This is a genomic window from Parabacteroides faecis (assembly GCF_014647375.1).
Taxonomy (GTDB): domain Bacteria; phylum Bacteroidota; class Bacteroidia; order Bacteroidales; family Tannerellaceae; genus Parabacteroides; species Parabacteroides faecis.
The window spans coordinates 64,811-91,029 of the sequence record NZ_BMPB01000012.1 but is presented as its reverse complement, the minus strand read 5'-3'; the positions used below and the strand labels follow the sequence as shown (position 1 = coordinate 91,029).

21 protein-coding genes and 2 tRNA genes are annotated in these 26,219 nt (G+C 42.4%); 5 read left to right on the top strand and 18 right to left on the bottom strand.

Annotation, left to right across the window (positions count from 1 at the left end):
- Positions 1-261: 261 nt before the first annotated feature.
- From IEY67_RS17595 to IEY67_RS17585, 3 genes are all read right to left on the bottom strand, one after another.
- A complete protein-coding gene (locus tag IEY67_RS17595; protein WP_122375945.1) occupies positions 262-2,244 on the bottom strand; it encodes a RagB/SusD family nutrient uptake outer membrane protein in 1,983 nt (660 codons plus the stop codon).
- 12 nt (positions 2,245-2,256) lie between these two features.
- Complete coding sequence (locus IEY67_RS17590) at positions 2,257-5,730, bottom strand: TonB-dependent receptor (RefSeq protein ID WP_229801116.1); 3,474 nt, start codon at positions 5,728-5,730, stop codon at positions 2,257-2,259.
- Between the two features lie 230 nt (positions 5,731-5,960).
- Positions 5,961-6,977 carry a FecR family protein gene (locus IEY67_RS17585; RefSeq protein ID WP_183671093.1) on the bottom strand — a complete coding sequence of 339 codons (1,017 nt, stop codon included), beginning with the start codon at positions 6,975-6,977 and terminating at the stop codon, positions 5,961-5,963.
- Positions 6,978-7,105: 128 nt separating this feature from the next.
- Here IEY67_RS17585 and IEY67_RS17580 point away from each other — a divergent pair, with 128 nt between their 5' ends.
- Positions 7,106-7,696, top strand: a complete 591-nt coding sequence (locus IEY67_RS17580) for an RNA polymerase sigma-70 factor (RefSeq protein WP_183671094.1) — start codon at positions 7,106-7,108, stop codon at positions 7,694-7,696.
- Positions 7,697-7,714: 18 nt separating this feature from the next.
- On the opposite strand, the gene IEY67_RS17575 is transcribed toward IEY67_RS17580, so the two are convergent.
- The 13 genes from IEY67_RS17575 to hisH form a co-directional block, all read right to left on the bottom strand.
- Positions 7,715-8,764 (bottom strand): DUF3810 domain-containing protein, encoded by a 1,050-nt coding sequence (locus IEY67_RS17575; RefSeq protein ID WP_183671155.1) that lies wholly within the window; start codon positions 8,762-8,764, stop codon positions 7,715-7,717.
- A gap of 27 nt (positions 8,765-8,791) precedes the next feature.
- Positions 8,792-10,855, bottom strand: a complete 2,064-nt coding sequence (locus IEY67_RS17570; RefSeq protein ID WP_183671095.1) for a tetratricopeptide repeat-containing sensor histidine kinase — start codon at positions 10,853-10,855, stop codon at positions 8,792-8,794.
- 104 nt (positions 10,856-10,959) lie between these two features.
- Complete coding sequence (metH, locus tag IEY67_RS17565; protein ID WP_183671096.1) at positions 10,960-14,652, bottom strand: methionine synthase; 3,693 nt, start codon at positions 14,650-14,652, stop codon at positions 10,960-10,962.
- 45 nt (positions 14,653-14,697) lie between these two features.
- Entirely contained in the window at positions 14,698-15,159 is a 462-nt protein-coding gene (gene smpB, locus IEY67_RS17560; RefSeq protein ID WP_122353987.1) for an SsrA-binding protein, read from the bottom strand.
- 13 nt (positions 15,160-15,172) lie between these two features.
- Complete coding sequence (locus tag IEY67_RS17555) at positions 15,173-15,739, bottom strand: YIP1 family protein (RefSeq protein ID WP_122353988.1); 567 nt, start codon at positions 15,737-15,739, stop codon at positions 15,173-15,175.
- Positions 15,740-15,777: 38 nt separating this feature from the next.
- Positions 15,778-16,572 (bottom strand): hypothetical protein, encoded by a 795-nt coding sequence (locus IEY67_RS17550; protein WP_122353989.1) that lies wholly within the window; start codon positions 16,570-16,572, stop codon positions 15,778-15,780.
- Positions 16,573-16,724: 152 nt separating this feature from the next.
- Positions 16,725-17,882 (bottom strand): diaminopimelate decarboxylase, encoded by a 1,158-nt coding sequence (gene lysA / locus IEY67_RS17545; protein WP_122353990.1) that lies wholly within the window; start codon positions 17,880-17,882, stop codon positions 16,725-16,727.
- 61 nt (positions 17,883-17,943) lie between these two features.
- A complete protein-coding gene (locus IEY67_RS17540; RefSeq protein ID WP_122353991.1) occupies positions 17,944-19,260 on the bottom strand; it encodes an aspartate kinase in 1,317 nt (438 codons plus the stop codon).
- A gap of 65 nt (positions 19,261-19,325) precedes the next feature.
- A complete protein-coding gene (locus tag IEY67_RS17535; protein ID WP_122353992.1) occupies positions 19,326-20,003 on the bottom strand; it encodes a cell division ATP-binding protein FtsE in 678 nt (225 codons plus the stop codon).
- 6 nt (positions 20,004-20,009) lie between these two features.
- A complete protein-coding gene (gene hisIE, locus IEY67_RS17530; protein ID WP_122353993.1) occupies positions 20,010-20,606 on the bottom strand; it encodes a bifunctional phosphoribosyl-AMP cyclohydrolase/phosphoribosyl-ATP diphosphatase HisIE in 597 nt (198 codons plus the stop codon).
- 13 nt (positions 20,607-20,619) lie between these two features.
- Positions 20,620-21,375, bottom strand: coding sequence for an imidazole glycerol phosphate synthase subunit HisF (hisF, locus tag IEY67_RS17525; protein ID WP_122353994.1), 756 nt, complete (start codon positions 21,373-21,375; stop codon positions 20,620-20,622).
- A 22-nt stretch (positions 21,376-21,397) separates the two neighbouring features.
- Entirely contained in the window at positions 21,398-22,117 is a 720-nt protein-coding gene (gene hisA, locus IEY67_RS17520; RefSeq protein ID WP_183671097.1) for a 1-(5-phosphoribosyl)-5-[(5-phosphoribosylamino)methylideneamino]imidazole-4-carboxamide isomerase, read from the bottom strand.
- Positions 22,118-22,123: 6 nt separating this feature from the next.
- A complete protein-coding gene (gene hisH / locus IEY67_RS17515) occupies positions 22,124-22,714 on the bottom strand; it encodes an imidazole glycerol phosphate synthase subunit HisH (protein ID WP_122353996.1) in 591 nt (196 codons plus the stop codon).
- 299 nt (positions 22,715-23,013) lie between these two features.
- On the opposite strand from hisH, the gene IEY67_RS17510 reads away from it, so the two are divergent.
- Both IEY67_RS17510 and IEY67_RS17505 read left to right on the top strand, forming a co-directional pair.
- Positions 23,014-23,087, top strand: a tRNA-Asp gene (locus tag IEY67_RS17510).
- Positions 23,088-23,121: 34 nt separating this feature from the next.
- Positions 23,122-23,198 (top strand) — tRNA-Asp (locus tag IEY67_RS17505).
- A gap of 141 nt (positions 23,199-23,339) precedes the next feature.
- Here IEY67_RS17505 and IEY67_RS17500 read toward each other — a convergent pair.
- On the bottom strand, positions 23,340-24,092 hold the full coding sequence (locus IEY67_RS17500) for a GNAT family N-acetyltransferase (protein ID WP_183671098.1): 753 nt from the start codon (positions 24,090-24,092) through the stop codon (positions 23,340-23,342).
- Between the two features lie 286 nt (positions 24,093-24,378).
- Here IEY67_RS17500 and IEY67_RS17495 point away from each other — a divergent pair, with 286 nt between their 5' ends.
- Together IEY67_RS17495 and trxA are read left to right on the top strand one after the other, a co-directional pair.
- Positions 24,379-24,990 (top strand): hypothetical protein, encoded by a 612-nt coding sequence (locus IEY67_RS17495; protein WP_183671099.1) that lies wholly within the window; start codon positions 24,379-24,381, stop codon positions 24,988-24,990.
- Positions 24,991-25,053: 63 nt separating this feature from the next.
- The gene (gene trxA, locus IEY67_RS17490) at positions 25,054-25,353 is read left to right on the top strand and encodes a thioredoxin (RefSeq protein WP_183671100.1); all 300 of its coding nucleotides are present in this window, start codon (positions 25,054-25,056) and stop codon (positions 25,351-25,353) included.
- Positions 25,354-25,446: 93 nt separating this feature from the next.
- Here the strand turns inward: trxA and IEY67_RS17485 are convergent, their stop codons facing one another.
- Complete coding sequence (locus IEY67_RS17485; protein ID WP_122375933.1) at positions 25,447-26,214, bottom strand: BFO_2992 family lipoprotein; 768 nt, start codon at positions 26,212-26,214, stop codon at positions 25,447-25,449.
- Between the last annotated feature and the right edge of the window lie 5 nt (positions 26,215-26,219).

The following is a 26,219-nucleotide window of genomic DNA, read 5'->3' as shown; positions in this document are numbered from 1 at the left end:
TTGTGTATCTTTTGTTACATTGTCACGTAGTTGCACCAGCGGATTTTTGAACAACCTTGCTTAGGCTGCAAAGATAAAAAAAATGCCGGCTCAATAATTCAAAATGATTGTAAAGGTTTTGATTTCTATCAACCGACTCTGCAACATCTTATATTTGGTCCTTTATTCAAAATAAAAACAATCAAACAACAGACCTTACCGGATATAATTTTGTGTTATATCCGGTAAGGTCTGTTATATCATATAAATCAGTACCCTGGATTACTTACAGGTAGCACCAGCTTCAATAGGCCAGCCCGGATTCTGATAAATAGGAGATTCAGATACAGTCTTTCCATCCGGAGATGTAATTAGAAAGTGTTGCACAGCGATCGGACTTAAATAATGGGCTTCATAAAAATAGAAGCCTTTATAATACTGATTCGTTGTACTCTTTTGATTCAGACGCAAATGATCGCTCAATGATGGAGATGATACATTGTTTTTAGTCTGGTCCGCCTGATCATATACCAAAAGGCTATTACCCGAATCATCAACGAATATCGACTCCATCGGACCGAAAATCTTAGCACCTTCCTGCTGAAATCCATTCAACTGATCCATTGCCCTCCAACGACATACATCCATATAACGAAGTCCTTCACCGATAAATTCACAACGTCTTTCACGACGAATATTATATAACGTTGCATCTACCAGTTGGCCAGCCGAATAAGCTCCCCAATCGTTCAATGCTTCTTTTGCCATATCCGTAGCCTTGATTGTTTTCTGAAAATCAGGATCGACACCGGCACGATTTCTCAAAGCCTGCCAATAAGATGCCGCTTTAGCGTCTATATTGCCGTTCTTTAAATAAGATGCTTCCATATAATTCAGATAAGCTTCAGCTGCACGATAAACAACAAATGCAGTCTGATCCTGCCCCATCATCTGATCATTATAATCTAAAGAATAGCCTTTACCTTCAATATAACCTGTCGCTGTCGACATTTTCGTATCTGTCATATACAAACGAGGGATAACAGGGAAACGTTCGGGAACAGCGATATTATCTACAGCCTTTATTTCATCCGGAGCTTTCATAAACAATCTCCAACGCCAATCGCGACCCTGCTTTGTATCCGAGATGTAGTCATCTCCCTTATAATCATTTCCTGCTGCATATACCGGCAAACCGTTATTCATTAGAAAAACCTGTTCAAATTGATGAGTGAACCCTGTATTTCCTCCATGATACAATACGTGGTTAAAATTACTGGCATTTCCCAAGGCAAAACTATAAAGCCGACATAATATAACTTCATCATATCCACTGGGATCATGACTGGCAAACATATCATAATACGGATTCTTAGATTTTCTGACATCATCACGAATAATCTGGTTATTATCTACCAACTGAATAGCGTCAGCCACCTGTGATGCTGCATCTATAGCCTGATCAAGAAACCATGCGACTTCATTTTCCGGACTTCCACTGGGATATTGATAGTTCGCATTATAGTCTTTTTCTGCACCGGGCCAGCCTGGTCCATTTGGGACTAAAGCGGTGTTTGCATGATACTTCTCCCAGGTCGCTTCAAACAATGCAACTCTCGACTTTAATACCAATGCTGCATTTTTCGTAATACGTGTTTTAGCCGGTGCATTGGTCATCAATGAAATAGCTTTATCCAAATCATCCAATATAAAGCGAGCGACTTCATTACGCGGACTACGTTTAGAGGCTTCCGTCAATATAGCCAAATCATCCTCCAATGTTGTCTTCAGAATGGGAAAATCTCCTAACTTTTGCAGGCGTTTAAAATAATCCAATGCACGCAGGAAATATCCCTCTCCTATATATTGTTTAATATTTACATCATTACCGGAGATATTACCTTCTTCATAACGGGGAACAACTGTTTGAAGATAATAATTCATCGCATAAATTTTAGTAAAATCCCAGTCACCGCTACCATCGTCTTTTTCTTTCTGAGCCACAGTCCAGGTATCTTTCATATAACGCTCATTAGTTCCTTTTTGATTATCTGTTGCGTCATCATCTTCATGCGTATTACTAGAGATAAAATCCGCATAATATTTATCGACATAAGCGAGCAATTGCTCTTCCGACTTCAGATAATTTTCAGGATTGACAAAAGATAAAGGTTCTTCATCCAAAAACGCATTACATGCCCCCAAGGAAAATAAGAAGAAACCACACAACAATGCATTTACAATTTTAATATATGTACGTTTCATAAATTCTATATTTTAAAAGTTAACACTTAAACCTAAAGAATAAGTTCGTGATAACGGATATACCGTACCACCCCGCTTTCCGATACCAGCCGTTTCAGGATCCATTGTGTCACTCAGCCCTGTGATCGTTAACAAATTTTCTCCTGAGACGTATATACGTAAGTTCTGTAAACCGATTTTATTTACAATCTGCATAGGCAAAGTATAACCTATCTGCAAATTTTTTAGTCGCATATAAGCTGCATTCTGCAAATAACGGGTTTGCGCTTTCTGATTTTTGCCACTGAACAAGGCACGCGGATAATAGGCATCCACATTTGCCCCTAATCCGGAATTCGTATCTTCAGGACGGAAATAATCTACATGTTGTTTTAAGAATCCGGAAAACCATTCGCCACCAGAAGTAGGTCCCCAAAAAACATAACTGCCTTCTCCCGGATCAAAATCGCGTTTCAAAACACCTTGCCAAAACATGGAGAAATCGAAACCTTTCCACTGGGCATCTAATGTTATACCGGTCAAATAACGGGGAGTCTTATTACCTATCTTTTTCAGGTCCCCCATATCATTTAAAGTATTACTTCCCGTATTAATTTTACCATCCCCGTTCAAATCAGCATACATAATATCACCAGCTTCCCATTTTGAGCCTAACGCGGTCTGGCCTCCATTCGGCAATGTTGCCAGATGTGCATCCATATCTGCCTGGGTCCGGGCAACACCGATTGTTTCATATCCGTAAATATTACCATCCAGTTCACCCGCAATATAAGTACTCAAGGAGTTTGTCGGATTTGCATATCTATCAATACGAGTCTGAGAGTCTGAGATATTCAATTTTACACCATAATTCACCTGACCTACCTTATCACGCCATCCCAATTGCAGTTCCCAACCAAAAGTAGTTAAGTCACAGTTATTTGTAATTGGAACAGCCGTACCCAGTATAGCCGGCAACTCCATACCCGGACCAACCATGTTGGAGTTTTTACGCCAGAAATAATCAAACGATCCGGTCAAACGATTTCTAAAAGCACCGAAGTCCAAACCTATGTTTGTATTCTTAATTCTTTCCCATGTCAATGTAGAGGATACTAATCCCGGAGCTGAAGCCGTATTAGGTTTCGCTCCATTTTGCAACCAGCTACCATCACTGGTTCCAGTCAACAATTTTTGATAAGTAGGATACCAATTGGTTGTATTTTGATTTGCCAACTGTCCATAAGAGCCCCTGAGCTTAAACGTCTCTACATAGTCAGCCAGTTTACCCCAAAAATCTTCACGAGCCATATTCCAACCTACCGAGAATGAAGGTGTAAAAACCCAACGGCTATCTCTTCTAAAACGTGAAGAACCATCATACCGCATATTCATTTCAAGCAAATATTTACCATCATAGTCATAGTTGATCCTACCGAAGAAACCGGCAGACGACCAGTTTTGATAATAGCCTCCCAGCATATAATCTTCACGGTTAGTTGTCAGATCCAATACCGGTAGATCAGAAACGACTAATCCGGTACGATAACCATCCATCGTACGATATTTTACTTGTTCTGCCTGAAAACCGGCCATTAAACCGATGTTATGCTTCTTGATCGAGAAATTATAGTTCGAAAAAAGAGTCGGATTCAAATACGTCTGTCTGCGTGCATACTCTCCTACCTTATCTTTCAGAACAGGAGAAGTAGAAGGAATATACGTATTATCAGGATTATCCGCATAATGAGAATAAATAACAAGAGCATCTTCATGGATCCAGTTATTATCTATCTTAATATTCATTTCACCGATAATATTCCAATTCTTCAAAGGTGTAAGAGTGACTTTGAATTGTTGAACCAAAGCATCTTTCTGTTCTTTATAACGTCCACCATCCTCAAATGCTGCTACATAATTAATATCAGCCATAAGGTATCCATTCGGATCATAATACGGACGTGTCGGACGACTACGGCGAAGCAAATTGTTATATAAAGTATCATCCATTACCGTTGGACGTGAATAATCCGTACGTACATAACGACTCATATAATCCACCTTTAGCATTTTTGTCAGCTGTCCTGAGAATTTCCCCGTCAGAGTATATCGATTATAATCATCTGTACCATAACGCATAAACCCTTCTTGTCCCATATAGTTACCTGATAAATAATAAGATATCTTATCCGTTCCCCCGCTAGCACTGATATTATGTTCATGAGATGGGGACATACTCCGGTAATATTCTTTCAGCCAATCCACATTGGCGGTTGTATAATCATAATTCCATTTACCACCAGAACCTTCACCCCAAATATAATCATCAGTTTTACCATCCATATAATCTTTTACCTGCTGCATATAACCAGCATCGAACAAATTATTACCATTCAGGTTAAACTGGGCATCATTAAACATATTCACAAACTCCCATGAGTTTGCCATTTCCGGCATTTTTATAGGTGTCTGGAAACGTACATTTCCATTATAGTTGATCTGTGCACGTCCTAATTTTCCAGTTTTAGTAGTTATCAGAACCACACCGAAAGGAGCACGCGCTCCATAAATAGAAGAAGATGCTGCATCTTTCAGTACAGATATATTTTCTATATCCTGAGGATTCAACATATTAATATCCCCTTCCATACCATCTATTAAAATCAATGGACTTCCGTTAGTAAATGAATTTCCATTTGCATCCTGTCCCACAGTTCCTGTACCACGGATATTTATAGATTTAGTCGCATTCAGTTCTCCACCATTTCCACTATTGGATATATTTAGTCCCGGAATAACACCTTGTAAAGCCAACACTGCATTAGCTACAGGACGAGCTTCCAATTCTTTAGAGGTAGCCATCCCAACAGCGCCTGTCAGATTCACCTTTTTCTGTGTACCAAAGCCTACTATCACAACCTCATCCAGAGCCTGTGAATTTTCTACCAGCAACACATCTATGGCAGTTTGATCCCCAACCGACAATTCTTTCTGGTTGTAGCCTATATACGAAAATTGTAATATAGCATTCTTTCCAACTTCAATACTGTATTTTCCATCTATATCCGTCACTGCTCCATTTACTGTTCCATCCGCCGTACTTTTCTCAATAACATTCGCCCCAATAATAGGCTCTCCATTGGCGTCTTTAACAACCCCTGTTACTTTTCTCTTTTCACCATTTTGCTGGACAACCGGAGTGTGAGCCTCCGTCGACAAAATAATCTTTTTATCTAACACAGAATAATGTACATTCGTACCAGAAAAAATAGTATCCAACACTTTAAATATGTCGCTTTTCTTAGTAACAACTGATACTTTTCGCTGCAAATCGACATGTCGAATATTGAAAAAGAAAGAGAACTCCGACTGATTTTCTATTTCATCCAGAACTTCTTTGACTGTTTGATTTCGCATTTCCAGATTTACAGTCGCTTTTTGAGCATAACTGTTCGTCGCTTGCACTAAACTGATAGAACATACAAGTAAGAAGATAGATAACTTCATGACTCTCGGTATTTTATTTAAGATAAACCAAAGAAACTCCGGTACCCACAACTGTTGGGTATTAAAATGTTTTTGCATAACTTTGTACTGATCTAATTAATAAAAATGATTTATAACTGCTTGTCGCCAAACAAGCGTTTTAAATTAACTATTTTCCATCCGGAGTAATACGCCAATATCACTCCGGATGTTTTTCTTTAAGGAGGCCTGTTTTTCATAATCTTTTCAATTTAATAGATTTCTATTCTCGTTTTTTCATTTGTTGTATTCTGCGTATCCATATAGCGCCACTTAATATTCGATGATATTTTAAAGATTTCCAATATACGTTCCAGCCTCTGATTAGTAAAAGCTCCGTTAAATGCTTCTTTACGAAGGCGGTCATTCGATAATACGAAACTCACATTAAACCGTTTCTCCAATATTCTCAATGCTTCCGGCAGTGGAGTTGCCAGGAAAACAATCTTTCCGTCTTTCCAGGCAATCTCAGCTTCTCCCGTCGTTTCGATCAGTTTTACCTGAGAAGAAATGGTATTATACATTAGCTTTTGTCCGGGTTTCATTACCATCGTGGCAAGCTGCTGATTCTTCTGATAGGCAAAGCGGACTTTCCCCTCTACCAAAGTGGTAGATATAAACGAGTCTCTTTCAAATGCTTCTACATTAAAGGATGTTCCCAATACTTCAATCTGAGTAAAATGAGGACCTGAAACGACAAAACGATGTTCAGGATCTTTCTGTACTTCAAAGAAGGCTTCTCCCTTCAACTGTACGTTTCTTTCGTCTTCACTGAAAAAAGAAGGATAGGTCAAAGAAGATTCCGAATTAAGGTAGACCTTTGATCCGTCCGGAAGATCGACAGTGGTCGTCATTCCCGGATTTGTTTTTATCTCGATCATCCGGGCTATTTCCGTACGGGGTGTAAAATTCTGGATAGCCAAAGTAATCAGAAGAGGGAGAAAAAGAATAGCGGCCACCCGTTGTACCCAGGTAAACCAGGCCACCTGCGGACGTTCCTTACTCATTTTACGGTTTACGGAAGCCAGGGCTTTCTCTGTATTCACCTTCGATTCCATCTGTGCCGTACCCATCACCTGGTCGATGGCATAGATTTGTTTGACAATCCGGTAATTATCTTCCGACTGCCCGATCCACTCTTCCACCATCCGACATTCCTCTATCGTTGCCTCACCGGAACAATACCGGGGAAGGAGCTCCTCTATCTGATCTATATTCAATGTTTCCATCTGCACTTTTATCCCTTTTATATATTAGACAAGGGAACTCCGACAGATTACTAAACGGATACTCACTTTTTTTTGATATTTTTTTTCTACAACAAAAAAACTATCTTTGTGACCAAGGAGAAAATAGTATGAAAAACACCTCACAAGCGATAGAAGACTCACTTCTGTTATCAGCCATGCAACGTGGAGATAAAAAAGCCTATGGTACCTTATTCAGAAGATACTATCCGATGTTATGTACATATGCAAACCGGTTTGTCAGTATGGAAGATGCGGAAGAGATCGTGCAGGACGTCATGTTATGGTTATGGGAAAATCGGGAAATGCAAATATTCAATACCTCCTTCAGTCAATATCTGTATAAAACAGTCTATCACAGAAGTCTCAACCAACTCACCCGCCAACAGTCGCAACTGCGGGCAGAGACACGTTATTATGAATATATGCTGGAGATGTTGCAGGATATCGATTTCTATCAGGCGGAAGAACTGAAAAAACAGATCAGCCAGGCTATACATGCCTTACCGGCCAGCTACCGGGAAGCATTTGTGATGCATCGTTTTCAAAATAAAAGCTACAAGGAAATTGCCGAGATCCTGCAGGTTTCCACCCAAACGGTGAATTACCGAATCCAGCAAGCCTTAAAACAGTTACGAATCACTCTGAAAGATTATTTACCATTAATCTTGTTACTGTTTCCCAGAAACCTGATTTCATAACGTTACAAATGTAGCGGATTATTTTGTATTAAGTGCCATCAGGAGTGCTATCACTTCCGAATAATTTTTACGGCCGGAGGGGATGTTATTGCTTTTCAGGAACCAGTTATAAAGCGTATCCTGAATATCGCCGATCACCGGACTATACACCCCCTGCCAATAAGCCACCTTATCATTATATGCCTTTTTTATTTCAGGTGATATCGTTTCTTTCCACTGCTCAAACTCTTCTTCCGGTAATAACTGATACACATTTCCCAGTACGTAAGGTAACAAAGCGAAATAGGCAGAAAAACGTATCTCCGGCACTTCGGAACGCGAACAAACCAAAAAGCCATAAAGGTTCGCCTCGGCTTCACTGGAGATTCCCAGCACATGCGCCATTTCATGTGCATATGTGAAAGGATACTGGACCGGAAGCAGGTCCGGATTCAGATTATATTCTGTAAAGAAAGGCCCTATATATCCCAATACGCCGACACCGCTCATTAAAGACGGGATCAGCATCGGTTTCGGATGAAGATAAGCGGCAGGAGGAACCAGCCCGAAACGCCCGGCTATTTCCTGATAGCCATTCTTCACCTCTTCGGCAACGACGGCATGATCGATCTTCTCGACCGGTGTAAAAGAAGCGTTCAACGAGTCGGTATAGGCCGAGAGAAAAGAGCGGAAATCATCTTCCGAATAATCGACATAAGGAATCTGTGTCCTGACAAAAAAGTTCTCCCGGAAATAATTCAGTCCCCAGACCATATAGAACCAGACATATACCCACAGCAGGTATTCCGCCATACGCCCGACTGTTTTTTTCCACGAACGGCGTTTTGCGATCGCATATATCAGATAAACGACCAGCCCGGCAATGCTCCCGTAAATAAAACAATCACCGACAGAAAAAGGGAAAAAGGAAGAGACACGTGATAATACGATCGAAAAGAACGGATAAATTCTACGGGCATACCATTCGCCCCATGCCGGTAAAGCCATCACAGTCCAGACAAAAGCCAGACAAACAACCAGGACCACCCAGCGTATGCGTATCTTTTTAATCCAATCTATTCCTTTCATCATACAGGCAAAGATAGAAAATAGCGGTTATTCGACAAAGGGATGCACAAATATAAAACGTGCTCCCCGGGCATAAGCCGCATCGAGGGTAAGGGTTCCGTTCAGACGATCGGCAATCACACGACAGATCGGTAATCCCAAACCGGTACCCTGCTTGAATTCATCGATCTTTTCAAACCGGTTGAAAATACTTTCCTGCTTTTCCGGAGGAATGCCGGATCCCGTATCCGTAACAGAAAAGACAATCCGTTTTCCTTCCCGGTCTACTCTATAATCCAGATTTATTTCCCCCTGTTCCGTAAACTTAGCCGCATTGCTAAGTAAGTTCAGCAGCAATTGCTGCACCCGTAAACCGTCCGTCTTCATAACGAAGTCTTTATCCGAAAATGTCAGGGTCAGGTCAACGCCCGGTTGTATCCTGGGCTGTATGCTTTCCTGCACCTTCCGGCAACAATCATATACATTACAATCAGCAAGGGTCAGTTTAAAATTACTCGAGTCGAGCCGTGACAGATCGAGTACGTCACTCACCAGGTTGAGCAGCAGATCGGAACTGTTATTAATGATATGGATAAACTCTTTCCGTTCCTCTTCGTCTGCATCTTCCAGTAATCCGGAAAAACCGACTATGGCATTCAACGGTGTCCGTATCTCATGACTGATATTGGCTACAAAAGCGGCTTTCATCCGGCTGGATTCTTCTGCCTCTTCCTTGGCCACACGTAGTTTTCTGGTGGTTTCGATCAGTGCCTCACGTTCTTTTTGGAGTACATTCTTCAAACGGGACGTACGGTAGGCATAGCAAAACAGCAAATACAGCAAAAAGACCAGGACCAATAATAAGATGACCAATACTTTTAACTGATCCTGCTTATGTTCCAGACTCTCTTTCTGGTATTCCAGTTCTTTCTTCTGTATATTCTTTTCATTCAGATCGTGGATGGAACGAAGTTGGCTGATCTGTCGCGTATATGCCGAGATAATGCTCTGTTCCATAAATGTCAGCAACTCATCATGGGTCTTCAACGCAGCATCTCTCATTCCGGTCGCTTCCTGTATTTCGATTTTCAATTTCAATACCTCCACCGAATAATCCGTTTCCAGCGTGCGCTCGATCTCTCCAAGCGCCTTCGGATACTCTTTTATATGGAAATAATAACGGGCACGTGCCAGAAAATAAACAGACTCCACATCATTACCACAATTTTCAACAAAATAATAGGCAGCTTTATCCAATGCTTCGCGGGCACGCTCCATGTCATTTCTTGCGACATACAGGTTCAGGTAATTTGCGTACAGCACACAGTATTTACTTTTGAAAGGATAATTCATCCAACGGAGAGAGTCCTGCTTTTCCATATCCTTCAGCAGGCCTATTGCATAATCGAGCGTTTCATTCAACTGTTCTAATTTCCCCAACCGTTGATAAGAGATCAATAAATAGGGAATGATCTGAAGCTGATAATCCGGTGAATCGCCTTTCTGTTTCAGTAAATCGACACCTTTCTCGAAAGCCACGACAGCATCGCTGTCACGTCCGATCAACAGATAGATCAATCCCATGTATTCATTACTGGAGATAAGTCCTTTCTGGTTACCCGTTTCTTCCGATAAAAGCTGGAGCCGCACGGCTTCATTCATCGCCAGCTCATAATTCTCCCCTATCAGATAATAACGGCAGTAACAGTTCAGAAACTCAAATACAGCATCCGGGACCTCCTGACGTGCAGTAGCAACGGAATCGACCAGATGCGCCCAAAGCTGCAGGCTATCCAGCTTTCTTTTGTTACAATAGTAACGTCCCAACTGCATGGCTGCCCAATAATACTCTTTGATCGAATCAGTCTCCCCGGCAATGGAAGCCATTTGCTTCAGATTTTCACAGCCTTCCGATGTATTCCAGTTCAGCTGGGCCAATTTAGTCAAGGCTTCCAGTTTAACCCCTGTATCTGAAGTCTCATTCAGTAAGGACAAAAGGCTGTCGCGAACAGAAACATATTGGGAATCTGTCACCGTTTCTGCCTGACTGCGCACAAGCCCTAGGAAGATCCCCGCTACAACTAATACTAGTCTTATATATATATTTCCCATAAATGCGTTACAATCGAAGCCAAAAATAGTTCTTTTCTATCAACCTTTTTTACTTCAAAACTATTATTTCAATATATATAAGATTATTATATACTTTCAGTTATTCAGGCAAAATTCTTGTTCAGTAACTTCTTCGCTTCCGCTTCCGACAAGTTACGACGGGCCGCATAATCCTTCATTTGCTCTTCATCGATCGAACCGATCATAAAATACTGAGAATCAGGGTAAGCTATATAAATACCACTTACCGTTGCCGTCGGATACATGGCACCGTTTTCCGTCAGTTTCACACCGATCTGCGACATATCCAGCAGCTTGTCCAAGGTGTAATTCAGTAACTGGTCAGGCAGTGACGGATAACCTACCGCCGGACGGATTCCCTGATATTTCACCTTATACAAATCCGGGATGGATAAAGACTCGTCCGGAGCATAGCCCCAGTATTCTTTGCGGACCTTTTCATGAAAATATTCGGCAAACGCTTCTGCCAGACGGTCTGTCAAGGTTTGAAGGAGCATCGAATTATAGGTATCGCCTTCTTCTTCAAACTGGTTCTTCAAAGATTCGGCACCTACACCGGCTGTCACGACAAAGGCTCCGACATAATCCGTACGCCCTTCCGAAGCCGGTATGATGTAGTCGGCAAGCGATTTATAAACACCCTCTTCCTTTTTTGCCTGTTGACGCAACACAGGGATCACAAGGTCTCCTACCCGGATATTATCCCCATCGCTGTTAGCCGGGAAAAATCCGTAAATGGCCTTACAATATTCCACTTTCATATCGACCAGACGATCCAGCAGTTTAACGGCATCCTTGTATAACTGCATGGCCTCGGCAGCCTTCGGACGTTCATCTTCCGAAAAATCAGCCAACCACGCAGCACGGCATCCGTCACATCCGTGTATCTTCGTTATCGAAGCAAAGCGGCCGCTCAGTTTCCAGGCACTAAAGAAGAAAATCCAGTTTATATAAGGTATGATTTCTTCCAACGAAATATAAGGAAGTACATGTACCCCCATCCGATCAGGAACAACCGGAGTATAGGCCGACCAGTCTATTTTCGGAGGATTGGCACGAGCTTCGCTCAATGAAACCAATACCTCTTTCCTTTTTTCCATAGAAGCACGCAAGACCTCATATTCTTTATTGAGTTCCTCAATATAACTATTACGGGTTTTCGGGTTCAGCAACTTAGCCGCGATCAGCGGATTCTGCGAGGCATCGAGTACATGGATGACCGGATAATCATAATGGGGAGCTATCTTTATAGCAGTATGCAATTTAGAGGTTGTGGCACCGCCAACCATCACAGGTATGGTCAGTCCGGCTTTCTGCATTTCGTCCGTCACATGTACCATCTCCTCCAAAGAAGGAGTGATCAATCCTGACAGGCAGACCAGATCGGGCTGCTCGTCGATCGCAGTCTTTACGATCACTTCGGCAGGAACCATCACACCCAGGTCGATCACTTCGTAGTTGTTGCAGGCCAGAACGATCGAGACGATATTTTTACCGATATCATGCACGTCACCTTTCACGGTCGCAAAGACAACCTTTCCGGCTTTAGCCGAACCGGATGCCGTCTTATCGGCTTCAATGGCCGGTTGCAGGATAGCGACTGCCTTTTTCATGGTACGGGCCGTCTTCACGACCTGCGGTAAAAACATTTTACCGGCACCAAACAGTTCGCCTACCTTATTCATGCCGCCCATCAGCGGACCGTCGATAATATTCACGGCACGCGGATATTCTTTCAACGCCTCTTGTAGGTCTTCTTCCAAATGGTCGCCGATACCTTTTATCAACGCATACTCCAACCGTTCTTTCAGCGGTTGCTCCCGCCAGGCTTCATGCTTTTCTTCAGGCCCCCCCTGCTTCTCCACATGCAGGTTCTGGGCATATGTGATCAGTTCTTCGGCTGCTTCCGGACGACGTGCCAGAATAACATCTTCCAGCAGATTCCGGAACTCCGGCTCGATATCTTCATATAATACGGCAGAGGAAGGATTCACGATACCCATATCCAGCCCTTTACTGATGGCGTGGTACAGGAATACGGAGTGCATTGCCTCACGTACATAATTATTTCCGCGGAATGAGAAAGAGAGGTTACTGATCCCCCCGCTTATCTTTGCTCCCGGCAGATTCTGTTTGATCCATTCGACGGCACGGATAAAGTCCAGACCGTATCCGTTATGTTCTTCCATACCGGTTGCAATTGCCAGTACGTTCGGGTCGAAAATAATACCATTCGGATCGAAATCGATTTTCTCCCGAAGCAAACGGTAGGCACGTCCACAGACTTCCGCCTTTCGTTCAAACGTATCGGCCTGCCCTTTCTCATCGAAAGCCATCACGACGACAGCAGCCCCCAGTTGTTTGATACGGGCGGCATGGGTCAGGAACGCTTCTTCACCTTCTTTCAATGAGATCGAATTGACAATACTTTTTCCCTGCACACACATCAGACCTTCTTCGATCACCTCCCATTTGGAAGAGTCGATCATAACAGGCACACGGGCTATATCCGGTTCGGAAGCGACCAGGTTCAGGAATGTCGTCATTTCCTTGACAGCATCCAGCATCCCGTCATCCATATTGATGTCGATCACCTGTGCTCCGTCTTCTACCTGTTTACGGGCAATCGTAAGTGCTTCCTCGTAACTCCCCTCTTTGATCAGGCGGAGGAATTTACGGGAACCGGCGACGTTACAACGTTCGCCTATATTGATAAAGTTATTCTCTTTCTTTACTTCCAGCAATTCGAGGCCGGACAGCCACAGGCAATCCGGTTTCTGAGCAGGGATATGCGGCTTCGCTCCTTTTATCAATGCCGGATACTGGGCGATATGGGCGGGAGTCGTACCACAACAACCTCCCAGTATATTTACCAGACCTTCTTCGATAAATGGTTTGACATGACCGGCCATCTTTTCCGGTGTCTCGTCATAAGTTCCGAAAGTATTGGGTAATCCCGCATTCGGATAAGCACTTATATAATAGGGAGCATGTTTGGCTAGTTCGGCAAGGAAAGGTTTCATATCCGCCGCCCCGAAAGAACAGTTCAAACCGATACTTACCAGGTTAATGTGTTGAACCGAAGCCAGACAGGCTCCTAAAGTCTGGCCGGAAAGCGTCCGTCCTCCCTGGGCAGAAAGTGTCAGAGACAACATGATAGGTAAATCCTTGCCTTTTTCTTTCAAAACAGTTTCGGCTGCTTCCAATCCGGCTTTTACGTTCAGGGTATCGAAAGTCGTTTCAAAAAGAATAATATCCACACCTCCGTCGACCAGAGCTTCCACCTGCTCTTTATATGCCTTATATACATCTTTATAAGTAACGGCGCGATAAGCGGGATTGCTCACGTCAGGGCTCATGGAGGCCGTCTTATTGGTAGGTCCGACAGAACCGGCTACAAAGATGGTGCGGTCCGGATGCTCCGCCATGAACTCATCGGCAACTTCGCGTCCCAACATTCCTGCTGCCAGGTTAATTTCACGCACATACTCCTGCATGGCGTAATCTTCCATCGAAATAGCGTTCGCATTAAATGTATTTGTTGCAAAAATATCTGCTCCGGCATCCAGATACTGGCGGTGGATAGACTTGATGACATCCGGACGGGTTATACACAACAGGTCGTTGTTTCCTTTCAGTTGTCCGGGAAAATCGGCGAAACGGTCGCCTCTGTAATCCTGTTCATTCAGCTTGAATCCCTGGATCATGGTACCCATACCACCATCCAAAATCAGGATACGTTCCTGCAGGGACCGTATAAATAATTCTTTATTCATAGATATGTTTTTTCTTTTTGAAAAAAGAAACGGCAGGAGTATCTCTTACCGTTTAAAAGCTCTGTCCATCTCCCGCTTATCGTCACGGGCCTTGATAGAATCGCGTTTATCATATTCCTTCTTACCTTTGGCGATGGCAACGACCACTTTTGCCAATCCTTTCTCGTTGATGAACATACGGGTCGGGATAATGGTAAAGCCGCTGTTACGGGCTGCACTGTCAATCTTTCGCAATTCCTTTTTGGTAAGCAGCAATTTACGGTCGCGGCGTGCGACATGATTGTTGTAAGTACCATAAAAATACTCGGCGATATACATGTTCTTGACCCACAACTCACCTTTTTCCATGATACAAAACGTATCGACCAGGCTGGCTTTGCCCAGACGGATAGATTTGATCTCCGTCCCGGTCAGCACGATCCCGGTAGTAAAAGTGTCGAGCAATTCATAATCGAAGGTTGCCCGCTTATTCTTTATCTGAATGTTGTTACTAATCTTTTCTTTCATCTTTTTCTAACTGTCAAAAACGTAACCCTGGCATCAACATGAACAAAACAAATTCGATCACAGCCGGAGTCAGTAAAATAATAACGGTCGTTATACCGGCAAATTTCAGGCGTTCATTTTCTTCCACCTGCATGTAAGGTCCGGCTCCTTCCCATACAATATAAAAAGTATAAAGTATAAAGATACGCAGGAAGAAAAACTCCGGCAACAGCATCAGTACGATATTCAATGCGAACATCAATGAGGATGAATAACCGACGAAACGTTGACAAAGTTTCAGGTCTTTCTCTCTCTTAAAGAATCCCTGCCAGAGTTCGTTCAGGAAGTAGGCAGCAAGATAGAATCCTCCGAAAGAGGCTACCAACGTTTTGATAGACGATTTCAAAGCCAATTCAACATCAAACTCCTTTCGCGTAAACAATACACCCAGAAAAGCAGCTACTGTAACCAGCCCGATTAACGGATATATGAATCGCGACAAGAACTCGTCGCCCTTCTCTTCTTTCCTCGACAACATATCCCAGGCCTTCCCCGGTTGGGATATAATGGCTATAACCCATTTAATTATCTCCTTATACATCTCTCTGTTTTTCTATTTAATACCCCCTTATCTTCCCCTTATTCAGTTCTTCCGTTGAATGAAATCTTTATCGTATCCGTCACGCTCCATAAACATGCTGTCGTATCTTTATTGTAGGCAGATGCATAATTTATAGCTATAGCAACTTCTTTTTCTCCATTCTCCTCTTCAAACGCCTTCGCTTTGTTATAGAACTCTTCGATATTGAAAGCATTTGTAATCAATACTTTTACAGTCTTTTCTTCTTCTGTCGGTTCAGTACCTTCCTCTCCTTCAGATCCTTCTTCTTTCTCTGTTACTTTTTTTATTGCTCTAAGATAAAGATTATAAATACGCTTGCCGTTCTCTGCTGTATACATCTTTTCAGGATCATAACTCATCATGAAACTATCCTGTTGAGATTCTGTTTCCGTATGATTGGACCATAAGAACAAACGTCCTCTGATATAGGCATTCCGTTTCAGCAATGATTCCGTCAAAACTTCGTTTTTCAATACTTTTGTCGTATCCGTCCATTGACTGTCCAAAGGCCATAAAGGAACACTTATAGGATTACCGATCAGTTCGATAGACAAACTGTCCGATCCCTGCAATTCAGGGGCCGATGAATCGAATGAATATTCTATCAGGAAACAATCGCCGCCATCACCGCTCACACTCAGATTAGAGTCATATAGGAAACGGCCGTCTTTAACATAAAAACCTTTAGTCGGACGTACCTGATAGACAGCCTCCTGCTCACCTACAGTAATCCGTGTATTCGTATCTCCCAGACAAGAGGACAACATCATCAAGCAAACAATGAGTATGCTATATAACTCTTTATTTTTCATCACTTTCAATCTTTATAAACATTCAAGTTTTACCACACCCCACATGACGGGATCGTACAAAGGTAGTAAAAAAGGAAACACTACAAACAAGAAAACCGGGAACCTTTGCAAAAACAAAGAAACCCGGCTTTCGTTATATTATTAATTAACAATTAAATCGTATCGGAATAATAGGCTTTCGGAAGCTGGCGGCAGTTATACTGGGATGCCATCACCTCTCCGTAAGCACCGGCTGAACGCAATGCGATCAGGTCGCCACGATGTGCTTTGTTCAACTCGACGTCTTTGCCGAACACGTCGGACGACTCACAGATCGGACCAACTACATCATACAATTCAACTTCTTCGTCACTGGATATATTCTCGATCCGGTGATAAGCATCGTACATTGCCGGACGGATCAATTCGGTAAAACCGGCATCCAGGATCGCAAACTTCTTCGTTTCACCGACTTTAACATACAGCACCTTGGAGATCAGTGTTCCGCATTGGGCGACAACCGAACGGCCCGGTTCGAAATGAACCTGTTGACCGGGGCGAACTTTCAGCAATTTATTGAATACTGCAAAGTAATTATCGAATGCCGGGATAGGCAAATGATTCGGGTGATAATAATCGATACCCAAACCGCCGCCAAAATTCAGATTTTCGATCCGGACGCCACGTGCCTCCAGCTCTTCCTGTATTTCGTTCACCCGGATAACCAGGTTACGGAATGCCGACATATCCGTGATCTGCGAACCGATATGGCAATGGATACCGATTAGTTTCACATGTTTCAGCTTCGCCAGATTGTCCAGCACCTCTCCCAACTGACTCAGGTTGATACCGAACTTGTTTTCTTTCATTCCGGTCGTGATCTTTGCATGGGTATGGGCATCTACCTCCGGATTGATACGAAGGGCCACCGAAGCGACTTTGTTTTTAGCAGCAGCCAACTCGTCAATGATATCCAGCTCGACAGCCGATTCCACATTAAAACAGAAAATATCGTTATCCAGCCCCAGGTTGATTTCCCAATCGGCTTTACCTACACCTGCAAAAACAATCTTACCGGCAGGGAATCCGGCATTCAGAGCAGCCTGTACTTCACCGCCACTCACACAATCGGCTCCCAACCCGTTCGCTGCTATAATAGAAAGGATACGCGGATTGGCATTCGCCTTGACGGCATAGTGCGCATGATAACCGTATTTACCGGCCTCGTTCTTCACCATATCCAATGTATCCTGCAATAACTTTACATCATAATAATAAAAAGGCGTAGGAAGTGCCTTCAGTTTGTCTATCGGGAATGTTCCTTTGAGCATATTATTTTATTATATATAAATTAAAAAAAGGGCAGTCTCGAATAGGCTGCCCTCATATTACTTAGTTGTTAAATAAATGATCACTTAACGCCTGCAGCGCCTTCTTCTTGTCTGCCGACTTGATCAGCAGCGATACGTTATAGTTGCTGCCTCCGTAGGAGATCATACGTACCGGCACATCCTTCATCGCATGAACGATGCGGGCTTCGAAGCCGACGTTATCCCATTCCAGGTCGCCCACAACACAAACGATTACCATATCCTGATCGACAGTAACCGTACCGTATTTCTTCAGGTCGTCTACGATTTCTTCCAGATGCTTGCGGTTGTCGATCGTTACCGATACACCTACTTCGGAAGTAGTAACCATGTCGATCGGCGTCTGGTAGTTTTCGAAGATTTCGAATACCTTGCGCAGGAAACCGGTAGCCAGCAACATACGGCCACTCTTTATCTTGATAGAGATGATATTATCTTTTGCTGCAACAGCTTTGATCTTTCCTTTTTCCGTTTCGTTAGAGATCAATGTACCCGGAGCTTCAGGCTGCATGGTATTCAGCAGGCGAACCGGGATATTGTTCAGCTTGGCAGGCAGGATACAGGTCGGATGCAGAATCTTCGCACCGAAGTAAGCCAGCTCTGCCGCTTCTTCGAAGTGCAGGTTACGAACCGGCGACGTTTTATCTACGATACGCGGATCGTTGTTGTGCATGCCGTCGATATCCGTCCATATCTGGATTTCATCCGCATTCAGGGCTGCACCGATCAGAGATGCGCTATAGTCGCTGCCACCACGCTGCAGGTTATCCACCTCACCGTAGGCATTACGACAGATATATCCCTGGGTGATATATAATTCAGCATCTTTATGCTCGTTCAGCAATTTAACCAGACGTTCCTTAATATAAACAGGATCCGGTTCTGCATTCTTGTCCGTACGCATATATTCCAGGGCAGGAAGCAGGACAGATTTCACACCTGTTTCATTCAGATATAGGTTCATCATCCCGGTAGAGATCAATTCTCCCTGAGCCAATACAACCTTTTCTTCAAACAAAGTGAACAGGTCTTTCGTAAAAGTACGGATATAATCGAAATGAGATTTTACAAGTTCTTTGGCTTTCTGTTTATATTCGTCGGTACTGTACAGTTCTTCGATATGTCCGTAATATTTCTGTGCAAGCTTATTGATGATTTCGTTTGCACCATCCGGATTTTTCTTGTACAGGTAGTCGGATATTTCAACCAACGAGTTGGTTGTACCTGACATGGCAGACAATACGACAATATTACGGTCGCCTGAGCAAATCAATTTTGCTACATCTTTCATTCTCTGTGCAGATCCCACAGAAGTACCGCCAAACTTTAAAATTTTCATTTTCTTTTCCTATAATTAAATTGTTTGTTCCTTGCTATTTTGCGTGTGCAAAGTTACATAAAAAATCATTCTCCGACATCACCGAGGCATGCATTCTCACATTTAACTATACGGGCCGGATAATTATGTACCAGTGTATAGTTATGTGTGGTCATTATCACGGCTGTACCCTTCTGGCAAATATCATGCAGAAGCTGTACGATCTGCCCGCTTGTTTCCGGGTCCAGATTACCGGTAGGCTCGTCGGCCAATATAAGTTCAGGGTCATTCAGGAGTGCTCTTGCTATGACGATACGCTGTTGTTCGCCACCCGACAGTTCGTGCGGCATTTTATATCCTTTGGTCTGCATGCCTACCTGGTGAAGCACCTCTTCGATGCGTTCCTTTATCTCGCTCTTTTTCTTCCACCCGGTTGCCCGCAGGACGAACTCCAGGTTTTTGATCACCGAACGGTCGGTAAGCAGCTGAAAATCCTGAAAAACAATCCCCAGCTTCCGGCGAAGATAAGGGATGTCCTTCCGCTTCATCTTACAGAGATTGTAATCCATCAGCCAGGCTTCGCCCTGACTGATCGGAATTTCGCAATACAAGGATTTCAACAGACTGCTCTTTCCGGAGCCTACTTTTCCAATGACGTACACAAACTCTCCGCTACGCAAGCTAAAAGAGGCATTGTGTAATATGACATTTTCGTCGCGGCAGATCTCTACGCCATCCAGTCTGAGCAGTGTTGTATCTTCCATAGCAATTTATCCTTTATGTCTTTTCTTTAATTCACGTGCCAGATCTTCCAGACGGAGACCTTTGCTGGTCAATAATACGATCAGATGATAGATCAGGTCGGATGCTTCATAAATAAAGCCTTCTTCTGTTCCGTTAGTTGCCTCGATCACGGTTTCAACAGCTTCTTCACCCACTTTCTGAGCCATACGGTTCACCCCTTTCAAAAACAAGGAAGTGGTATAGGAACCTTCAGGCATTTCCTGACGGCGCTGTTCGATAAAGTCCTGCAGATATTTCAGGAACATGATATCTTCCACATTCTTTTCACCGAAACAAGTATCAGCACCTGTATGGCAAACGGGACCAGCCGGAACTGCCTTGATAAGGATCGTGTCGTTATCGCAATCCACCATCATACTCACCACCTGCAGGGTGTTGCCGCTGGTTTCCCCTTTCATCCACAAACGGTTCTTCGTGCGGCTGAAGAATGTAACCTTACCGGTTTCCCTTGTTTCTTCATAGGCTTCTTCATTCATAAAACCCAGCATCAATACTTTGTTGGTATTGTTATCCTGAACAATTGCCGGGATAAGTCCGCCCATTTTTTCAAAATCTAATTTCATCTTATTCTTGTAATTATATTCTTACATTGATTCCTTCCTTATTCAAATACAGCTTCAGGTCGGCTATGCCTATTTCACCGAAGTGGAACACACTGGCTGCCAGTGCGGCATCGGCCTTTCCCCGGGCAAAGGTATCGCGAAAATGCTCCATCTTTCCGGCACCACCCGATGCAATAACCGGGATATGCAAGTTGTCGGCTAATGTCGACAAGGCATCATTGGCATACCCATCCTTTACCCCGTCGTGGGTCATACTGGTGAACAGGATCTCTCCGGCTCCGAGGTTTTCGGCTTCGGCTGCCCACTGGAAAAGATGCTTTTCTGTCGGGATACGTCCCCCGTTCAGATAGCAAATCCAGTCCCCGTCCTCGTAATTCGCATCGATAGCGACTACACAAACCTGGCTTCCGAAATTCTTCGCAATCTCTTCGATCAGCGAAGGGTTGCGTAGTGCTGCCGAATTGACCGATACTTTATCTGCACCGGCACTCAACAGACGGTCTACGTCTTTTAATTCGTTAATACCACCTCCCACCGTAAAAGGGATACTGATATTAGCTGCTACTTTTTTGACCAGTTCGGTGAAGGTCTTACGTCCTTCATGCGAAGCGGTTATATCCAGGTAGACAAGCTCGTCGGCTCCCTCCCGGCTATATTGCGCCCCCAACTCAACAGGATCTCCTGCGTCGCGGAAGTTCACAAAATTAATTCCTTTTACTGTTTTTCCATCTTTGATATCCAGACAGGGCACTATTCTCTTGGCTAGCATACGTTGATCTCTCCTCCAAATTTCAGGTAAAACGAAGCAGATCCTTTAAATCGATCTTCCCTTCGTAAATGGCCTTGCCGAAAATTACCGCCGGTATTCCCGCTTCAGCCAGTTTTTCTATATCTTCAATCGAACTGACACCGCCGCTGGCTATGATATATATAAAAGGGATTGCTTCCCGTATTTCCTTATACAATCCGATAGCCGGTCCCTGCAACATTCCATCCCGGCTGATATCCGTACAGATCACCTTCGTGATCCCCTTGTCGTAATATCCCTGGATAAAAGGGATCAGTTCTTTATCTGTAGTCTCTTCCCACCCGCTGATGGCAATTTTATTATCTTTCGCATCAGCTCCCAATATAATCTTTTCGCTTCCGAACTTCGTGATCCAGGAAGTAAAAACCTCCGGATTCTTAACGGCAATACTTCCTCCTGTCACCATCCGGGCACCGCTTTCGAATGCGATTTCCAGATCGTCCTCCTGCTTCAACCCTCCACCGAAGTCGATCACCAAAGAAGTACGCGTTGCCAGTCTTTCCAACACACGATAGTTGATGATCCTGCCCTGACGGGCGCCATCGAGGTCAACCACATGTAAACGACGGATACCATGTGCTTCGAACATCTTCGCTACTTCCAGCGGATCTTCATTATACACTTTCTTCGTATCATAGTCGCCTTGCGTAAGGCGGACACATTTGCCATCTATCAAATCTATAGCAGGGATAAGCTCGATCATATTATCTTACAATTTTAGAAAGTTCCTCAGAATGACTTCACCGACTGAACCGCTTTTCTCCGGATGGAACTGCGTTGCATAGAAATTGTCCTTATGCAGCGAAGCACTGAACGGTTGAATATAATTAGTGGTTGCAGCCGTATATTCATTTACGGGTACATAATAACTATGTACGAAGTAAACAAATTTATTCTCCAATTGTGCGGTAAATAAACCGTCTTTAACTTGAGTGATCGTATTCCACCCCATGTGAGGTACTTTATCCTCATGACGGTGTGGAATAAACTTCTTTACTTCCGCATCAAAAATCCCCAGGCACTCTGCATCTCCTTCTTCAGAATGACGACACATTAATTGCATACCCAGACAAATACCCAGTACGGGCTGTTTCAGATCCTTAATAACAGCATCCATTTTATGTTCTTTCAGATAGTCCATGGTAGTTTGTGCTTCCCCTACACCCGGGAAAATTACCTTATCTGCTTTATTTAATAGTTCCGGGTCGGCTGTAATCACTGGACTTACCCCTAATCTTTTCAAGGCGTAACTCACTGAGTAGATATTTCCGGCATTATACTTAATAATGGCGACGTCCATTTTCTTTCTCCGTTTTCTTTTTTTATATTGAGTTGCAAAAGTAACAAATTATCATAACATATTCCCCTTTGGTTTATGAAAAGTTGCGAAACAGTGTAGAAATGTGACAAACCTGTTTTAAATTGCCCGACAAAGAACTCCGGTACATCCGAAATAGGCAAAAAAAAAATTCATTTCTTAATCTCCTGCATATCAGCCATGATTAAAAAAAACGCATATTTTCTTTGCACGAAGTATTGCAGAATTGAAATTAATACTTACCTTTGCACCGCAATCGAGAGAGATTGATAATAAAAAGAGGTTCGGTAGTTCAGCTGGTTAGAATACATGCCTGTCACGCATGGGGTCGCGGGTTCGAGTCCCGTCCGGACCGCTTCTTTTTAATTACTATTTTTCTTATTTGTTTTGGTTCGGTAGTTCAGCTGGTTAGAATACATGCCTGTCACGCATGGGGTCGCGGGTTCGAGTCCCGTCCGGACCGCCAAAACAAGAAAGGTTATGAAGTTATTAAATTTCATAACCTTTTTTTTATTCCCTTTTTTATAATGCTATTTTCAAACACGCAAAACCAGTAGATCAGCACTGGTATTATTATCATAAACAGGAAAAAGCAGGAATTACATTTTTACTTTTTGAGTATTCTCATTAAACTGGCAACATCCTGTAATAAATTCACCGTCTCAAAGTGTCCTTTATAAAATACGGCCCAGTTATTGAATACACAAGGTAGCTCCTTGGCTTTTTGCAGCGTATCCACTTGGATAAAAGATACTGGAACATCATTCATTTCACAATGCTGTCTGACAATCTCAATTTTTTGATCGATATAAGGGCACTGCATATCATAATAAATTGTCAGTTCTTTGCTTTCAATAGCTTGCTTCTTGACATTTTGCGCAAACTTCGGTATGGTTCCGTCAAAAGAAAGTGCCAGCAATTCATATCCATTATCGGTAGTATCGACCACCTCAAAACCGAACTTCTTCGCAAATGACTGGTCGGAAAGCCAGGATTTTTGTTTTTTCGCCCCGAGCATACAAATACCTGATTTACCCTTTTCCCGGGCATCGGCAATGCAATACTCCATCAGCGATCTCCCATAACCTTTCCCTTTGTAACTTCCCAGCGTCCATAAACAATAGAGATAATAATAGTTGTCACCAGTTATGGGGACCCAGGCCGTTTCCAAAGGGGCATACTCTATAAAAACGGTTGCCTTTGCATTCAACTTTCTAAAGACATGACCTTCATTCAGCCGATCAGAAAGCCATTGCCGCTTTGCCTCGACACCAGGATGGAGCTTTTTGGAGCGGATAATGCAACATAAATGCTCATCGGCAAGATTTTCTGTTGTTAAGTTTATAAAATCAGTATCCATGTGTATTTCACTTCAAATTAGATATTAGCAATCAATAAGCCGTAATCACGTCGTTTATTGTTAACAGATTATGAAAGACAAATGTAATGAATTAATATGGATAATCTCTATTTTATCAATTTCCCATAGATCATTTCAAATCGACATCACCCCGACTTTAGCATTGTTTTTCAAAAGATCTCATCCATTACTGTTTAAATAACCTTAAATGCCTATTTACATTAAAGCAAAAATCACAACACCCAGAATTATCATTTATATTTGTATAAATAAATTTTATAATGTCATGAAAAATATAATTGGAGTCCTATTCTTACTTGTATCATTTTTCTCACTGATATCATGTAGCAAAGACAATGATGAAGAACTAATCGAAGAAAAACAATATGAATTTAGTTCTATCATGTGGGCTTTGCAGGAAGGTGACGGAGAAGATCTTTTTGAAATAAAAACACCTGAACAGGTTTTCCGTAATACAGGGAATACAACAAAAGAGATTGTTATTAATTCGTCTGAAAATGTAGAAGAATCTTCTCAATTTTTCATTGACGAAAATATATTGCCTTATTTGCCGGAAGAAGAGATAACGATCGCTTTTCCTGATGTATTCGAATTGTTATCTTCTGAATACAAATATTTCATTGGAGGTAGAAAAGCACCTTTCAAAAATGAAAAAACACATCTTCCACCAGACAGAACAATTACAGAAATGATATCGTTAGCTCCCTCATGTGAGTTACGAAACAGCTCAACTTTTACGATGAAAAAAATAAAAGCGACATATCGAATTCGTTTTGTTGAGAAAGAAGGTATTGATAGCTATGAAAAAGAAGGCAAATGGGAAGGTGTATTTATCGTTTTTGAAAACAGCCAAACTGTTATTAATGAAATTAAATAACCGGCTTCATCTGTCCTATGAACAAGCGTTACATTCCAATTGTTATAATAAATAAAAAGCAATATGGAAACTTTCAAAGATATCATAAACGGAGATAGACCAGTATTGGTAGATTTCTTTGCCACTTGGTGCGGCCCGTGTAAAGTTATGAGTCCGACAGTCGAAGCTGTAGGTAAGGAACTGATCGGTCAGGCACGCGTCCTGAAAATTGATGTCGATAAAAATGAGGCTGTTGCGAACTTATACCGGATCCAGTCAGTTCCGACATTAATCATTTTCAAAAAAGGAGAAGTCGTATGGCGAACATCCGGAGTAATGGAGAAAAGTGCTCTTATAGAACAAATCAAGAAGTTTACAGACTAAAACTTATATTCCCGAAAAGTATTTCATTGGTTAGTACCAATAAAAAAGGAACTCATTACTGAATTCCTTTTTCATTGTAGATATTATCTTGTCTTAATTAGTTTCCTTCAATATCTGGGTTTGATAAATCTGAGACTTAGCCCATGTTGCAGCTGTCGTATCTTTATTAAACTCCTTGATATAATTAATTCGGATGTTCAAGGTCTCGTTTCCTGCAGCAGTTTCTTTTGACTGTAAAGTTTTGAAATAACCATGTGTATTAAATGCATAATTAAAAGGATTAGTACCGACAACACCTTTACCATCAGCATTTTTCACAATACGCAAAAAGAAGTCATAAACACGTTTCCCATCTACAGTCTGGGGTTCTTGACTATAATCATATTCCAAAAAATATGTATTATCCTGATCTGCTGGGACTTTTTCATGACTGGAACCTACAAATAAATAATTTTTAAGAGTATACGAATATTGAGTCGCATACAAAAGACCGGCATTCAAAGCAGTTATTTCACCGGGTTTAATGTTAGCCGTATCCAGCTGACTATTGAAATATCCATCATTATCTATTTTGTTTGTGACTACAGCATTAGTTACTGTCACATATTTGTTCGAGCCATTATTTGCAGGATCATCCGAACTATAAGTGCTAGTAAAATAAATACAATCACCAGTTTTCAAATCTTTAAATACCGGAGAATATACAGGTGTGTAATCATCTATATAAGCAACAGTTCTAAAATCATCCGAATAATCAATAACTCCAATTCCATTTAAACTACTCTCATTATTACCATCCAAACAAGAGGTCAACAACACAGTTGCCACAGCAACCGCTCCTAAAGATTTAAGCTTCTTCATTTTCC

Coding starts and splice junctions, on each gene's coding strand:
- IEY67_RS17595 (WP_122375945.1), bottom strand. CDS start 2,244: ATGAAACGTACATATATTAAAATTGTAAATGCATTGTTGTGTGGTTTC.
- IEY67_RS17590 (WP_229801116.1), bottom strand. CDS start 5,730: ATGAAGTTATCTATCTTCTTACTTGTATGTTCTATCAGTTTAGTGCAA.
- IEY67_RS17585 (WP_183671093.1), bottom strand. CDS start 6,977: ATGGAAACATTGAATATAGATCAGATAGAGGAGCTCCTTCCCCGGTAT.
- IEY67_RS17580 (WP_183671094.1), top strand. CDS start 7,106: ATGAAAAACACCTCACAAGCGATAGAAGACTCACTTCTGTTATCAGCC.
- IEY67_RS17575 (WP_183671155.1), bottom strand. CDS start 8,764: ATGAAAGGAATAGATTGGATTAAAAAGATACGCATACGCTGGGTGGTC.
- IEY67_RS17570 (WP_183671095.1), bottom strand. CDS start 10,855: ATGGGAAATATATATATAAGACTAGTATTAGTTGTAGCGGGGATCTTC.
- metH (WP_183671096.1), bottom strand. CDS start 14,652: ATGAATAAAGAATTATTTATACGGTCCCTGCAGGAACGTATCCTGATT.
- smpB (WP_122353987.1), bottom strand. CDS start 15,159: ATGAAAGAAAAGATTAGTAACAACATTCAGATAAAGAATAAGCGGGCA.
- IEY67_RS17555 (WP_122353988.1), bottom strand. CDS start 15,739: ATGTATAAGGAGATAATTAAATGGGTTATAGCCATTATATCCCAACCG.
- IEY67_RS17550 (WP_122353989.1), bottom strand. CDS start 16,572: ATGAAAAATAAAGAGTTATATAGCATACTCATTGTTTGCTTGATGATG.
- lysA (WP_122353990.1), bottom strand. CDS start 17,882: ATGCTCAAAGGAACATTCCCGATAGACAAACTGAAGGCACTTCCTACG.
- IEY67_RS17540 (WP_122353991.1), bottom strand. CDS start 19,260: ATGAAAATTTTAAAGTTTGGCGGTACTTCTGTGGGATCTGCACAGAGA.
- IEY67_RS17535 (WP_122353992.1), bottom strand. CDS start 20,003: ATGGAAGATACAACACTGCTCAGACTGGATGGCGTAGAGATCTGCCGC.
- hisIE (WP_122353993.1), bottom strand. CDS start 20,606: ATGAAATTAGATTTTGAAAAAATGGGCGGACTTATCCCGGCAATTGTT.
- hisF (WP_122353994.1), bottom strand. CDS start 21,375: ATGCTAGCCAAGAGAATAGTGCCCTGTCTGGATATCAAAGATGGAAAA.
- hisA (WP_183671097.1), bottom strand. CDS start 22,117: ATGATCGAGCTTATCCCTGCTATAGATTTGATAGATGGCAAATGTGTC.
- hisH (WP_122353996.1), bottom strand. CDS start 22,714: ATGGACGTCGCCATTATTAAGTATAATGCCGGAAATATCTACTCAGTG.
- IEY67_RS17500 (WP_183671098.1), bottom strand. CDS start 24,092: ATGGATACTGATTTTATAAACTTAACAACAGAAAATCTTGCCGATGAG.
- IEY67_RS17495 (WP_183671099.1), top strand. CDS start 24,379: ATGAAAAATATAATTGGAGTCCTATTCTTACTTGTATCATTTTTCTCA.
- trxA (WP_183671100.1), top strand. CDS start 25,054: ATGGAAACTTTCAAAGATATCATAAACGGAGATAGACCAGTATTGGTA.
- IEY67_RS17485 (WP_122375933.1), bottom strand. CDS start 26,214: ATGAAGAAGCTTAAATCTTTAGGAGCGGTTGCTGTGGCAACTGTGTTG.